At 66.9% G+C, this 12,454-nt stretch carries 13 protein-coding genes and 1 tRNA gene; 9 read left to right on the top strand and 5 right to left on the bottom strand.

The genetic code is table 11. The features are described 5' to 3' along the window. Nucleotide 1: 1 nt before the first annotated feature. The 6 genes from ACWDUN_RS26385 (at nucleotide 2) to ACWDUN_RS26360 (ending at nucleotide 5,602) form a co-directional block, all read left to right on the top strand. Nucleotides 2–985, top strand: coding sequence for a cysteine synthase (locus ACWDUN_RS26385; RefSeq protein ID WP_449933358.1), 984 nt, complete (start codon nucleotides 2–4; stop codon nucleotides 983–985). Nucleotides 986–995: 10 nt separating this feature from the next. Beyond that, entirely contained in the window at nucleotides 996–1,655 is a 660-nt protein-coding gene (locus ACWDUN_RS26380) for a rhomboid family intramembrane serine protease (RefSeq protein ID WP_449933357.1), read from the top strand. Nucleotides 1,656–1,823: 168 nt separating this feature from the next. Next, on the top strand, nucleotides 1,824–2,591 hold the full coding sequence (locus tag ACWDUN_RS26375; protein WP_449933355.1) for a cyclic nucleotide-degrading phosphodiesterase: 768 nt from the start codon (nucleotides 1,824–1,826) through the stop codon (nucleotides 2,589–2,591). Between the two features lie 22 nt (nucleotides 2,592–2,613). Then, complete coding sequence (gene rph, locus ACWDUN_RS26370) at nucleotides 2,614–3,396, top strand: ribonuclease PH (protein ID WP_449933353.1); 783 nt, start codon at nucleotides 2,614–2,616, stop codon at nucleotides 3,394–3,396. Further along, nucleotides 3,393–3,992, top strand: a complete 600-nt coding sequence (gene rdgB, locus ACWDUN_RS26365) for an RdgB/HAM1 family non-canonical purine NTP pyrophosphatase (RefSeq protein WP_449933409.1) — start codon at nucleotides 3,393–3,395, stop codon at nucleotides 3,990–3,992. The genes rph and rdgB overlap by 4 nt, the downstream gene beginning before the upstream one ends. Nucleotides 3,993–4,126: 134 nt before the next feature. Further along, on the top strand, nucleotides 4,127–5,602 hold the full coding sequence (locus tag ACWDUN_RS26360; RefSeq protein ID WP_449933351.1) for an MFS transporter: 1,476 nt from the start codon (nucleotides 4,127–4,129) through the stop codon (nucleotides 5,600–5,602). On the opposite strand, the gene ACWDUN_RS26355 is transcribed toward ACWDUN_RS26360, so the two are convergent. Both ACWDUN_RS26355 and ACWDUN_RS26350 read right to left on the bottom strand, forming a co-directional pair. Continuing rightward, complete coding sequence (locus tag ACWDUN_RS26355) at nucleotides 5,550–5,903, bottom strand: DUF3817 domain-containing protein (protein WP_449933349.1); 354 nt, start codon at nucleotides 5,901–5,903, stop codon at nucleotides 5,550–5,552. The genes ACWDUN_RS26360 and ACWDUN_RS26355 overlap by 53 nt on opposite strands. Next, the gene (locus ACWDUN_RS26350; protein WP_449933347.1) at nucleotides 5,900–6,283 is read right to left on the bottom strand and encodes a hypothetical protein; all 384 of its coding nucleotides are present in this window, start codon (nucleotides 6,281–6,283) and stop codon (nucleotides 5,900–5,902) included. Before ACWDUN_RS26350 ends, ACWDUN_RS26355 begins: the two co-directional genes overlap by 4 nt. A gap of 41 nt (nucleotides 6,284–6,324) precedes the next feature. On the opposite strand from ACWDUN_RS26350, the gene ACWDUN_RS26345 reads away from it, so the two are divergent. Continuing rightward, nucleotides 6,325–6,657, top strand: coding sequence for a hypothetical protein (locus tag ACWDUN_RS26345; RefSeq protein ID WP_449933346.1), 333 nt, complete (start codon nucleotides 6,325–6,327; stop codon nucleotides 6,655–6,657). A gap of 460 nt (nucleotides 6,658–7,117) precedes the next feature. Beyond that, a tRNA-Leu gene (locus tag ACWDUN_RS26340) sits at nucleotides 7,118–7,200 on the top strand. 36 nt (nucleotides 7,201–7,236) lie between these two features. Here the strand turns inward: ACWDUN_RS26340 and ACWDUN_RS26335 are convergent. Then, nucleotides 7,237–7,461: a hypothetical protein gene (locus tag ACWDUN_RS26335; RefSeq protein WP_449933344.1), complete on the bottom strand. Its 225-nt coding sequence runs from the start codon at nucleotides 7,459–7,461 to the stop codon at nucleotides 7,237–7,239. Between the two features lie 425 nt (nucleotides 7,462–7,886). On the opposite strand from ACWDUN_RS26335, the gene ACWDUN_RS26330 reads away from it, so the two are divergent. Continuing rightward, complete coding sequence (locus tag ACWDUN_RS26330; protein WP_449933342.1) at nucleotides 7,887–10,208, top strand: hypothetical protein; 2,322 nt, start codon at nucleotides 7,887–7,889, stop codon at nucleotides 10,206–10,208. Here the strand turns inward: ACWDUN_RS26330 and ACWDUN_RS26325 are convergent, their stop codons facing one another. Both ACWDUN_RS26325 and ACWDUN_RS26320 read right to left on the bottom strand, forming a co-directional pair. Further along, nucleotides 10,209–10,544: a DUF4333 domain-containing protein gene (locus ACWDUN_RS26325; protein ID WP_449933341.1), complete on the bottom strand. Its 336-nt coding sequence runs from the start codon at nucleotides 10,542–10,544 to the stop codon at nucleotides 10,209–10,211. It abuts the gene before it with no gap. Between the two features lie 433 nt (nucleotides 10,545–10,977). Continuing rightward, nucleotides 10,978–12,429 carry a neutral zinc metallopeptidase gene (locus ACWDUN_RS26320; protein WP_449933339.1) on the bottom strand — a complete coding sequence of 484 codons (1,452 nt, stop codon included), beginning with the start codon at nucleotides 12,427–12,429 and terminating at the stop codon, nucleotides 10,978–10,980. Between the last annotated feature and the right edge of the window lie 25 nt (nucleotides 12,430–12,454).

The raw sequence follows: 12,454 nt of genomic DNA, 5'->3' as shown, positions 1-12,454 counted from the left end.
CTTGGCCCGGTACGACTCACTGCTGCAGGCGCTGGGCAACACACCGCTGGTCGGTCTGCAGCGGCTGTCACCACGATGGGACTCCGCCCCAGGAGAAGAGGCGGGCGGCCCGCATGTGCGGTTGTGGGCCAAGTTGGAGGACCGCAACCCCACCGGTTCGATCAAGGATCGGCCCGCGCTGCGCATGATCGAGCAGGCCGAGCGTGACGGTCTGATCAAGCCCGGCGACACCCTGCTGGAGCCGACGAGCGGCAACACGGGTATCTCACTGGCGATGGCGGCGCTGCTCAAGGGCTACCGGATGATCTGCGTCATGCCGGAGAACACTTCGATCGAGCGGCGTCAGCTGCTTGAACTCTACGGCGCCAAGATCATCTTCAGCCCGGCCGAGGGCGGGTCGAACACCGCCGTCGCGCACGCCAAGGAGCTTGCCGCGCAGAACCCCTCGTGGGTGATGCTCTACCAGTACGGCAACCCGGCCAACGCCGCGGCGCACTATGAGGGCACGGGTCCGGAGATCCTCGCCGACCTGCCGGAGATCACGCACTTCGTCGGCGGTCTCGGTACCACCGGCACGCTGATGGGCACCGGGCGGTTCCTGCGCGAGCATGTGCCCGGCATCCAGATCGTGGCGGCCGAACCGCGGTACGGCGAGGGTGTCTACGCGCTGCGCAACATCGACGAGGGGTTCGTCCCCGAGCTCTACGACCCGGAGATCCTGACCACCCGGTTCTCGGTCGGCGCGTTCGACGCCATCAAGCGCACCCGCGAGATCGTCGAGGTGGAGGGCATCTTCGCCGGTATCTCCACCGGTGCGATCCTGCATGCCGCGCTCGGCATGGCGGCCAAGGCCATCAAGGCCGGTGAGCGCGCCGATATCGCCTTCACCGTGTGTGACGCCGGGTGGAAGTACCTGTCGACCGGTGCCTACGCCGGTAGCCTGGATGACGCGGAAGACGCGTTGGAAGGGCAACTGTGGGCTTAGGGAAGTGGGCATGAATCTGCCGAGCGCCCAGCAGCCGAAGAGTCGGCCGGCCTGGGTGGTCGGTGGGATCACGATCGTCGGTTTCGTGGCGCTGCTGTACGTCATGGAGATCGTCGACACCGTCCTCGGGCATCGCCTCGATCAGGATGGCATCCGCCCGCTGCAGACCGACGGGTTGTGGGGGATCCTGTGGGCACCGCTGCTGCACGGGGGCTGGCCGCACCTGATCGCCAACACCGTGCCGGCCCTGGTGCTCGGCTTCCTGATGACACTGGCCGGTATGGGCCGGTTCATCGCCGCCACGGCCATCATCTGGCTGTTGGGCGGGTTCGGGACCTGGCTGATCGGCAATATCGGCGCGCACTGTCCGTACGTCGGCGTGCAGTGCACCACCAACCACATCGGCGCCTCGGGTCTGATCTTCGGATGGCTGACGTTCCTCATCGTATTCGGGTTCTTCACCCGTACCGCCTGGGAGATCGTGGTCGGTGTCATCGTCGCGTTCGTCTACGGCGGCATCCTGCTCGGGGTGCTGCCGGGTGCCCCCGGAGTGTCGTGGCAGGGGCATCTGTGCGGTGCGCTGGCCGGATTCTTCGCCGCCTATGTGCTGTCCGGTCCGGAGCGCAAGGCGCGCGAGCGCCGCAACAGTCCCCACGCGCTGCGGTCCTGACAGCGGCGTTTGCTGATGTGCGTCGGGCCACTCGACGCCCGCTGATGCCGTCTGCGCCGCCGACGGCCGCGTCCGGTCCATACATCACGGTGCGGACGCAGAATGAAACTTGTCGCCAATGCGGTGATGCCTTCGTCGCCGCAATGCCGGACATGGCAAGCTAGAGGTGTGCGAATCACCGTACTGGGATGTTCCGGCAGTGTTGTCGGCCCCGATTCGCCCGCGTCCGGATATCTGCTGACCGAACCCGACACGGTCCCGATGGTGCTCGACTTCGGCGGCGGAGTGCTCGGCGCGCTGCAGCGGCACGCCGACCCCGGATCGGTCAACGTGTTGCTGTCGCACCTGCACGCCGACCACTGCCTGGACCTGCCCGGCCTGTTCGTCTGGCGCCGCTATCACCCCAACCCGCCGGAGGGCCGCGCCATGCTGTTCGGCCCGACCCACACCTGGGAGCGCCTGGGCGCCGCCTCCTCACCCGAGGGCGGCGAGGTCGACGACATCTCCGACATCTTCGAGGTGCAGGCCTGGGTGGACAGGCAGGCGGTGACACTGGGCGCCCTGACCGTCGAGCCGCGGCTGGTGTGCCATCCGACCGAGTCCTACGGCATGCGTTTCACCGACCGCGACGGCGTCACGTTCGCCTACAGCGGTGACACCGGAATCTGTGATGCCGTCGTCGAATTGGCCCGCGGGGTCGACGTCTTCCTGTGCGAGGCGTCCTGGACGCACTCGCCCGAACGGCCCCCCAATCTGCACCTGTCCGGCACCGAGGCCGGCCAGATCGCCGCGCGCGCAGGTGTCGGTGAGTTGCTGCTGACCCACATCCCGCCGTGGACATCGCGCGAGGACGTCATCAGCGAGGCCAAGGCCGAGTTCGACGGGCCGGTGCACGCGGTGGTGTGTGGCGAGACGATCGACGTCACGCGGCACTGACCCGACCCGTTAGGGTTGGCCCGTGTCCAGACGAGAAGACGGCCGCCTTGATGACGAGTTGCGGCCCGTGGTCATCACCCGCGGTTTCACCTCCCATCCCGCCGGTTCGGTGCTGGTCGAGTTCGGCCAGACCCGGGTCATGTGCACGGCCTCGGTCACCGAGGGGGTGCCGCGTTGGCGCAAGGGGTCCGGGCAGGGCTGGCTGACCGCCGAGTACGCGATGCTGCCGGCGGCCACTCACGAACGCTCGGGCCGTGAGTCGGTCAAGGGCAGGGTCGGCGGACGCACCCAGGAGATCAGCCGGCTGATCGGGCGGTCGCTGCGGGCCTGCATCGACCTCGGCGCGTTGGGGGAGAACACCATCGCCGTCGACTGCGATGTGCTGCAGGCCGACGGTGGCACCCGCACCGCCGCCATCACCGGCGCCTACGTCGCGCTCTCCGATGCCGTGACCTATCTGGCCGCGGCCGGCAAGCTGTCGGATCCGCGTCCGCTGTCATGTGCCATCGCCGCGGTGTCGGTGGGCGTGGTCGACGGCCGCGTCCGGCTCGACCTGCCCTACACCGAGGACTCGCGCGCCGAGGTCGACATGAACGTCGTCGCCACCGACACCGGCACCCTGGTGGAGATCCAGGGCACCGGCGAGGGCGCGACCTTCCCGCGCTCGACGCTCGACAAGCTGCTCGACGCGGCGCTGGCCGGATGTGAGGAGCTCTTCGCCATCCAGCGCACGGCCTTGGAGCTGCCCTATCCGGGCGTGCTGCCCGAGGCCACCGGTCCGGTCAAGAAGGCGTTCGGAAGCTGACCCGGTTACTGGTTGCCTCGCGCAACGCCAAGAAGCTGGCCGAGTTGCGCCGTGTCCTCGATGCGGCCGGCGTGTCGGGCCTCGAGCTGTTGTCGCTGGCCGATGTCGCCGAATTCGACGAGGCGCCCGAGACCGGCGCGACGTTCGAGGAGAACGCCTTGGCCAAGGCCCGGGACGCGTTCACCGCGACCGGACTGCCCTCGGTCGCCGATGATTCCGGGCTGGCCGTCGACGCACTCAACGGGATGCCCGGCGTGCTGTCGGCGCGGTGGGCCGGTGCGCACGGTGACGACTCGGCCAACCTGCAACTGTTGCTCGGTCAGCTGCGCGATGTTCCCGACGAACGCCGCGGCGCGGCGTTCGTGTCGGCGTGTGCGCTGGTGTCGGCGGCGGGTGAGGCCGTGGTGCGCGGGGAGTGGACCGGCACGATCGCCCGGGCCCCGCGCGGTGACGGCGGCTTCGGGTACGACCCGATCTTCGTGCCCGACGGATCCGAGCGGTCGGCCGCGGAGCTGACGCCGGCCGAGAAGGACGCCGCCTCGCATCGCGGCCGGGCGCTGACGCTGCTGCTGCCGGAGTTGCGCACGCTCGTCTAGCTCCGGCCCTGCCTGATCCTTGGCGAAACCCGCGTACCCGGGGCCCGAATCCGCGTGTGAGCCCCCGCGGGTTTCGCCATCGGGTGGGCGTCGGGAATTTTGCATAGCGCAACTAACGTGTAATGCTCGCGATCGTGGCATCCCCCGATCAGCGGCGGCCGTTGTCGGCCCACCCCGGCGTCCTCATCGCCGTGCTGTGCGCTGCCGGCATCAGCGTCTCGCTGATGCAGACGCTGATGATCCCGTTGATCCCCGAGCTGCCAAAGCTTCTGAGCGCCAGTCCTTCTGACGCCTCGTGGGCAATCACCTCGACCCTTCTGGTGGCCGCGGTCGCCACACCCGTCTTCGGCAGGCTCGGCGATCTGTACGGCCCGAAGCCGATCCTGGTGGCGTGCGCGGCGGTACTCATCGTCGGCTCCACGATCTCGGCGCTGAGCGACACCCTGGCGCCGTTCGTCATCGGCCGCGGACTACAGGGAGTGGGCATCCCCATCATCCCGCTCGGCATCAGCGTGCTGCGCGCGTCGCTGCCGGCTGAGCGCGTCGGCAGCGCGATGGGCCTGATGAGTTCGTCCCTCGGCGTGGGCGGGGCCCTCGGTCTGCCGCTGTCGGCGGCCGTCGCGCAGCAGTTCAGCTGGCACGCGCTGTTCTGGTGTGCCGCCGGGCTCGGCGGCGTGCTGCTGATGCTGTTCTTGGCGCTCGTGCCGTCGGTGCCGGCCTCCTCAAGCGATCGGCTTGATCCGCTTGGCGCACTGCTGCTGGCCGGAGGCCTGGTGACGCTGCTGCTCGGCATCACCAAGGGACGCGACTGGGGGTGGTCGTCGACGCTGACCCTGGGCATGTTCATCGCGTCGGCGGTGATCTTCACCGTCTTCGTGATCTGGCAGTTGCGGTTCGATTCCCCGGTGGTCGATCTGCGCACCTCGGTGCGACCGCCGGTGCTGATCACCAACGTGGCCTCGGTCGGCGTCGGATTCGCGATGTTCGCGCTCTCGCTGATCGCCCCGCAGGTGCTCGAGCTTCCGCCCGAGACCGGCTACGGCCTGGGGATGTCGATGCTGGAGGCCGGACTGTGGATGGCGCCCGGCGGGGTGGCCATGATGGTCATCGCGCCCATCGCTGCGCGGGTGGCCGCGGCGCGCGGGCCACGGTTCACGCTGTTCGTGGGCTGCGTGGTGATCGCTGCGTCGTATCTGGCCGGGTTGTGGCTGCTGGGTGGCGGGCCGCAGGTGCTGGCGCTGAACGTGCTGATCAGCATCGGGGTGGGTTTCGCCTACGCGTCGATGCCCGCGCTGATCAATGCGGCCGTGCCGGTGTCGGAGACGGCGGCGGCCAACGGGCTGAACGCCCTCGCGCGGTCACTGGGCACATCGATCTCCAGCGCGGTGATCGGCGCGGTGCTGGCGGCAATGACGATGACGGCCGGCGGTCACGAGGTTCCGACGCTCGACGGGTTCCGGGTCGCGTTGATCATCGCCGCCGGGGTGGCGACCGTGTCTGCTGTGGCGACCCTGTTCATCCCCGCGGTGCGTCAGTCGAGCGAAAGCGGGCCGCCGGTCACAGATCGAAGCGCTTCTTCACGTCCTGAGTCTGAAAGTGCTCGACGATGAGACCGATGAGCGGCACGGTGCCGGAGATCAGCGTGCCGAGCGTGCGGCCCAGCGGCCAGCGGACCTTGACGGCCAGGTTCGCGGTGGCGATCAGATAGGCGAAGTACACCCAGCCGTGGACGACGGCGATCCAGCTCAGGGAGTCGTCGTTGAATCCGTACTTCATCACCATCTCGTAGCAGAGCGCGATCAGCCAGAGACCGGTTGCCCAGGCCAGCACGCGGTAGCTGGCCAGCGCCTTCTGGATGGAGGCCTTCGGTACCACCGGTGCGGGCGTCTGCTGGCTTTCGGGCGTGCTCATCGATCGGTCCTGTCTTCGGGGTTCTCGGTTCGGGCGAGTTCGGCCAGGTAGGCGTTGTATTCGCGCAGGGTCGGATCGTCATCGGCCGTCGCGGCGGCCTTCGGTCGCTCGGGCAGCAGCCCGGCGGGGATCTCCTTGGCCGTATCGGCATCGGCCGGGTCATAGGTGGGCGGCGCTTCCTCCAGGCGGACGAACTTGAAGTATGCGTAGACGCAGAACCCGGCGAACATCGGCCATTGCAGGGCGTAGCCGAGGTTCTGGAAGGACCCCGAGTTCGATTCGTAGCGGGTCCACTGCCACCACGCCAAAAGCAGGCAGCCGCCCGCGGCAAGGGCGGCCAGCGCGATGAGCGCCGGTCTCCTACGGCGTGTAGTGGACATGGGTCAACTTTACCGTCCGCCGTATTCAGGCCTTGGGGCCGATGAACTGGTCGGAGTCGAGCGGTGGCGGCTTTGCGATAGACGGCGATCATGTAGCGGCTGTTCTGGGTCCAGGGGATGCCGAGTTGATCGAGGGCCGCGCAGAACAAGGCTCGGATATCGGAGGAGTGGTTGGTGAAGTGGTAGCGCACGCTCGCCACGCCGCGATCGTTGGCGACGACGCGGCAGCCGTCGCTGTGGATCAGACCGCGGACGAAGTCCTCGGTGGCGGCGTCGACGTGAGCCTGCTGCCACGGTTTCAGGACGATCGGGCGCAGGTGCTTCGGTCCCGGTCCGTGCTGCGGGAACAGGCAGGGCCAGTGTTTGGAGAATAGTGATACATCGACGCAACCGCTGAGCCGCGGGAAGACCGTTGCACGTTGGCCGAGCATGATCTTGTCGATGGCCTCGCAGCAACTGTCGATGATTCCGGGATACTTCTTGTCGAGGGTTCGTAGCCGCCAGACCCTTCGGCTGCGGCTGATGTATCCGTCGCCCAAGTAGAGGCCGAGTAGGTAGCTATATGCCTCCGAGGACAGCATGCTGAAGTCGTGGTGGCGGCAGCTGTCCCGAAGCGCGGTCGAGCGGCGGTTGTTGCGCCAATCGCAGACGGTGCGCCGAGGAATGCCGGTCCGTCGAGAGATCACGCAGTCGTCGAGGCCAGCCCCGATCGACGCCTGCACAGTGTTGAAGTCTTGGACCGAACGCATATCGCCTCCCGCTTTTATGGCCGACGATGACTTGCCCTACCGACAGCAAGTTGTCTTCGCCGAGACGGTATGGTGTTCGGCACGAGCGCGAGTGACGAAATTGGCATACGTGATGGCTTTAGGTGCCATTGTCCTTTGGGCGTGAGGGTTCGAGTCCCTCCTCGCGCACTGTGCGGGTATATCGATGCGCGAGGGCCACGCCCCTCAGCCCACGGCCGGCGGCGTTCCCCAGCACTCGACCACGTCGCCGAGGTGCCGCAGCATCACGTAGCGGTAATCCTTGTCCGGAGCTTTCGCCGACCACTCGGCGTAGTCGGCCCGCGCGCCCTCCTCATCACCCTGGTAGACGTCGGTAGGTACCGGCGGGACACCGGTGTTCTGCGGATCGTCGGCGACGCCGATCTGGACGGTCCAAGAATTGTCAGACATGGTCTTCAGGTACCCCGACCGAAGACAAGCGAACGCTCGGTGAAGAGTTTCGTGCGCGTGCGGCTTCCGGGAGTTCGAGCGGGCGCATTGCTTGACTTCGCAATCACTGCACGCATACGCCGATGTGTGCAGGTGAAATAGCTTTACGGAAATCAGCTGTCAGTCGCTGACAGTTAGCTGAAGATCGATCGGTTTTATATGGCTGTGGCGTGACGGCTCTGGTCGTCCCCCGAAAGAATTGGCGCGGTTGGTCATTCGGCTCACCCTGGTCGCAGAGGTGCGAGCGGGCCGAAATGCGCATACGCGTCGATTTAATTGCCCGTTTGCTTGCGGCGTTACTGAGCCCCTCTTACGATCTGCTCACTGGCACTTACGTCAGCGTTAATTATTCGCTCCTTCCTCCGACCCGTTGGGATGTGGTGCTCGTGGCTGTCTGGAATGAGTCCGTCGACCGATGCCGCGAGCAACACAACGTGCGTCTGTGGCTGGGCGCCGGCGCGCTGACGCTGGGCATGGGCGCCGCCATGTTCGGTGCTGCCGGAGTGGCCGCGGCCGACAGCGATACCGGCTCATCGAGCAGCACTTCGAGCTCGGGATCGGACTCGTCGAGCAGTTCCGACAAGGATGGGGCGTCATCCAGTGTCGCCGGCAGCGACGACTCGCCGGAGGATTCCGACCGCGATGCCGCGACCGGGCCGCGTACTTCGTCGTCGACGAAGGACGAGTCCGATCGCACCGAGCCGGAATCATTCTCGCGCGACGACGATTCCAATACGGGCGACGATGACGACTCCCGCATCGACTCGATCGAAGACTCGGGTACCGACGACGCCGATACGGTCGACGACGTCGAAATCTCCGATGTGGCACCGTCGGAGGATGCCGAGTTCGATGTCGCGATCACGCCCGCCGCCGAAGTCCTGGCCGAGTCATCACCGGCGGTGGTATCCGCAAAGCCCATCTCTGTCAGCGAGCATGACCTTGCGTCGGTCAGCCGTGCTGACGATTCCGCCGCCGTCGATTCGACCGGCCGCGACGTCGAGATCGTCGAGGACGTACCCGATGGCGCGGGGGCAGGACACTCTGCCGCGCAGCAGGTTTCGGGACTCGCCGGGCGTGTCGAACCGGTGGTCGCCGCGACCACGGCCGGCGCGATCCCCTCCGCCCTGCCGAACTGGGGACTGCCCACTCCGAACCAAATCCTGCGCACATTGCAGCAGTTCGGCACCGACCTGTACTACACCGTGGCCCATCAGTTCCAGGGGATGCGACGCAACCTCACGGTTCTGCGCGATGATCTGGTCCGCATGGTGGGGATCCGACAGATCGTCGTCGTCGATGACGCCCCATATGGCAACCCGGCTGCAAACCTCCAGTACTGGGCGGAGCGGGGCTACAGCTCACATACTCTGGCGACCGCCGCAATGGCCTGGGCGCAACTGACCGGTACAGCGGTCGACGTCCAGAGCTTCCTCGACATCGCTGCCGCCGCCGACAGCCTGTATGCCGACAACCAGAAGGTGTACGTGCCGGGATCCGACCGCTTCGTGAACTGGACCGATGCCTTCGAAGTCCTGCAGGGTCGCGGCGTTCGGATCTTCACGCATTTCTATGCTCAGGAGCAGAAGTCGAATGCTCTTCACGCGCTGACGGCCGGATTGCAGGATCCGACCAAGGCGCAGATGGTCGTCATGGACGATGAGGACGGCGACAGCAAGGCGGTCGTGGTGATCGGCGTCGACACCGATGCCGGCACCGTGACGGTCAACGACCCGACATCGTCGACCGGGCGAGGCGCGACCATGAACCTCGACGATTTCCTGTCCGACTGGGGCGCACAGAACTTCCGACTGGTGACCGCGCAGTTGGCCGCGACCATCGGGGCGCCACCGAGCACACCGGCGGCAACCCGGACTCGGTGGGTCTGGGAGCTGCCCCGTCCCGAGCGGCTCGGTCAGGTGCTGCGCAATCTCGGCGGTATGGTCGCCGAGACCGTGGTCAACCAGATCGACGGTGTACAGCGCAATCTCGTCGATCTCAGCGACGATCTCGCGCGCACCTTCGGCGTGGCGAACTTGATCGCTCCGGAGCCGCCGGCGCCCGGCGATGTCGAGTTCGGCGACTACACGGCCAACAAGCCGTATTTCATCTTCCAGGGTGATGCCCAATCCTGCGCAATCATGGCCAGCGCCGGCATCATCGGCCAGCTGACCGGTGTCATGCCGACACAGCAGCAGATCCTGGAGCAGGCCTGGAACACGCCCAGTGACGTCATCTCGGGCGAGGCCATCTTCGAGGGTGACGGGGACGTGCCCGGGAAGCATTGGGGAACGTACACGACCGATGTGCTGAAACTGCTGAACCTTAACGGCGTCGACGCCGATGTCACCACATTCCTGAAGAGCCAGCGACAGTTTGCCGTGGAGACGCTCAACGCGTCACTGGCGGACAAGCAGGGTGTGATCGTCTCGGTCAACGCCTCGGTCTTGTTGAAGGCTCATGAGAACACGTTCTTCCACCCCGAGCGGTACCGACCGCCGAGCCACACCCTGAACAGCAATCACATGGTGATCGTGCTGAGCGTGAACACCACCAAGAACGTCGTCTACATCAATGACAGCGCCTGGGAGAACGGACAGGGTCTGCCCGTACCCCTCGACAAGTTCCTCGATGCCTGGCAGACCGGTGGCCACACGATGGTGACCGCGCAGCTCGCCGGGGCGGCACAGCGGTCGGTGGCCGTCTGATCAGCGAGGGCCGTCGACGGCGAAAGTGCCGTTGTCGTCGATGAATTCGGCGTACACCTGCCGGATGGTGCCGTCGATCTCGACCTCGCAGGTGAAGCTGTCGCCCTTGCGTGCCGACGGGTCACGCCCGCCGTTGCACCGCATGGCGCTGATCGTGTTGGCGCCGTAGCCGTTGATCGGATCGGACAGGATGGCCCGCACGCCGGCCTCGGCCTCTTCGACGCTGATGACTGCGCTCTTGTGGAAGGCCACCTGCCAGATCCCCACTCCGACAACGACGACCGCCAGCACGGCGAGCCCGGTGAAGATCAGCGTCCGCCGGTTGGTCGGTTTCACCGATTGTCTCTGAGCGGTCGGCTGCTGGTCGGGGCGCAAGGTGTACCGGTGCGGATCCACCGGGGGGCGTTGTGGCGGTTGCGGCGTCGGCCGTTGCCTGGGCGGCTGCTGCGGTGGCAGCGGCTGACGTGGGGGAGGCGGTCCTGGCTGTGGTGGTCGTGCAGGGTGCGCCGGCGGATACGGTTGCGGTGGGTACTGGTGTCGTGGCGGCGGGGGCTGGTGCGGTGGTCCCGGCGGCGGCGGGGCGCCCCCGGGGCGCGACCACCAGGGCTGGCCGGGGGGAGCCTGATTCGGATCCGGCGGCCGTGTCATGCGACTGTCCCGCAAGCCTCGCTCGGTGCCGGTCGATTCGCTCGGCAGGCCTCGCTCGGTGCCGGTCGATTCGCTCGGCAGGCCTCGCTCAGTGCCGGTCGATTCGCTCGGCAAGCCTCGCTCATGCCGCAAACCGCTGATAGCAGGTGTCCGCCTCGCCGCGCAGACCGGCCCGGTAGGCCAAGATCCGGGTGAAACCGGCCGGTGCCGTCGCACCATTGACATCGCTGGCGGCCAGGCCGTTGGTCAACAGCCCGGAGATGGCCTCATCGGTATCACCGGCCGACAGCATCAGGGCACTATCGGGCTCGGCCATCCGGCCCTGCGCGACACCGGTCAGACATGCGGTACGCAGCGCCGTCTTGGCCGACTCCAGCGGGTAGCCGCGCTCCTTCTGCACGGCCAGCGCGTAGCGTGACGTGATGATCGACAGCGCGGTGTTGTCACCTTGCAGCAGCACGCCCTGATCCTCGGCCTTGGGCGTGCCCAACTCCTGCAGCGCGGGAAGATTGACGTTGATCGTGTTGGTCGCCGGACAGTACGACGCCGGTGAAACCGTCTGTGCGTCAGGGCAGGTCGCCATGGTCAGATTGAGCGTCGGCGGGCCGGCCGGGTTGTAGACGGCCTGCAGGGTACTCATCAGTTCGGTCAGCAACCGTTCGTCGACGGGGCTGTCCCCGGCCGACGGGTCCCCGTAGGAGTCATAGGACAAAAACTGCGGCAGATCACCCTGGCGCTCGGTGATCTCGGCCATGTCGATCGCCGCACACTGGTCGGCATTGCCCGCGAAGCCGATCTGGAACGCGCTGATGCGGTCCAGCGCGGAGCCATGCGCATCACCGGTCAGGATGGCCTCTTCCTGGGTCATCAGCGGATCACGGATGTAGATCGCGCCCGCCAGAACGTGATTGAGGCCGTCGCCGGTGCTCAGATTGAACCGCGGGGACTGGCCGGAGGCCACCCAGTGCAGGTACACCCCGGCGAAGCAGTCCGCCTGCTGTTCCTTCACCAGCACCGGAGTGGACTTCTCGACCAGATGCGCCTTCGACTGCACAGCATGGCCGAACTCGTGCGCGATCACCCCGACGACGCCCATATCGCCGAAGTACTGAGCGGCGCCCGGGATGAACTCGCTGCGGTCCCAGGCCATCACATCGTCGTCGAAGCAGTAGAACGCGTTGGCCAACTCGTAGAGATCGTTACCGCACACGACCGGGCCGTTGGGATCGGAGGCGTCATATGACACCAGGCCCGACACCGGGGTGTAGCTGCTGCCGGCCAGCGCACCCTCCCAGTTCTGCGACCAGAATTCGTCCAAGTCTTCGACGGCCTGCATCACCAGCCGGTCCACCGGCCCGTCATCGGTGTTCTCGGCGGCGCGGCTCGGCGGTGGCGCGTCCGGACGCGGACCGCTGGGCCCGTCGTGGGCGGGCAGGCCGCCGGCGCGCTGCGGGTCGAACAGCATGGACACCGCGCGCCCCTCGAGCACGGTGGAGGCACAACCACTCAGCATCAAAACCAGCGTCAACGCAGCACCCAGCCAGGCAGCACGGCGTCCGGCCCGTCGGTACATAGTCGAAGGCTAACAAGCTCGCCCC

This window comes from Mycobacterium sp. NPDC003323, assembly GCF_053589535.1.
This window is presented reverse-complemented; position numbering and strand designations above follow the sequence as displayed.

Excerpts from the sequence above, each read along its gene's own strand:
- ACWDUN_RS26380 (WP_449933357.1), top strand. The coding sequence starts at position 996 with ATGAATCTGCCGAGCGCCCAGCAGCCGAAGAGTCGGCCGGCCTGGGTG.
- ACWDUN_RS26355 (WP_449933349.1), bottom strand. The coding sequence starts at position 5,903 with ATGAGCACGCCCGAAAGCCAGCAGACGCCCGCACCGGTGGTACCGAAG.
- ACWDUN_RS26350 (WP_449933347.1), bottom strand. The coding sequence starts at position 6,283 with ATGTCCACTACACGCCGTAGGAGACCGGCGCTCATCGCGCTGGCCGCC.
- ACWDUN_RS26345 (WP_449933346.1), top strand. The coding sequence starts at position 6,325 with ATGAACTGGTCGGAGTCGAGCGGTGGCGGCTTTGCGATAGACGGCGAT.
- ACWDUN_RS26335 (WP_449933344.1), bottom strand. The coding sequence starts at position 7,461 with ATGTCTGACAATTCTTGGACCGTCCAGATCGGCGTCGCCGACGATCCG.
- ACWDUN_RS26320 (WP_449933339.1), bottom strand. The coding sequence starts at position 12,429 with ATGTACCGACGGGCCGGACGCCGTGCTGCCTGGCTGGGTGCTGCGTTG.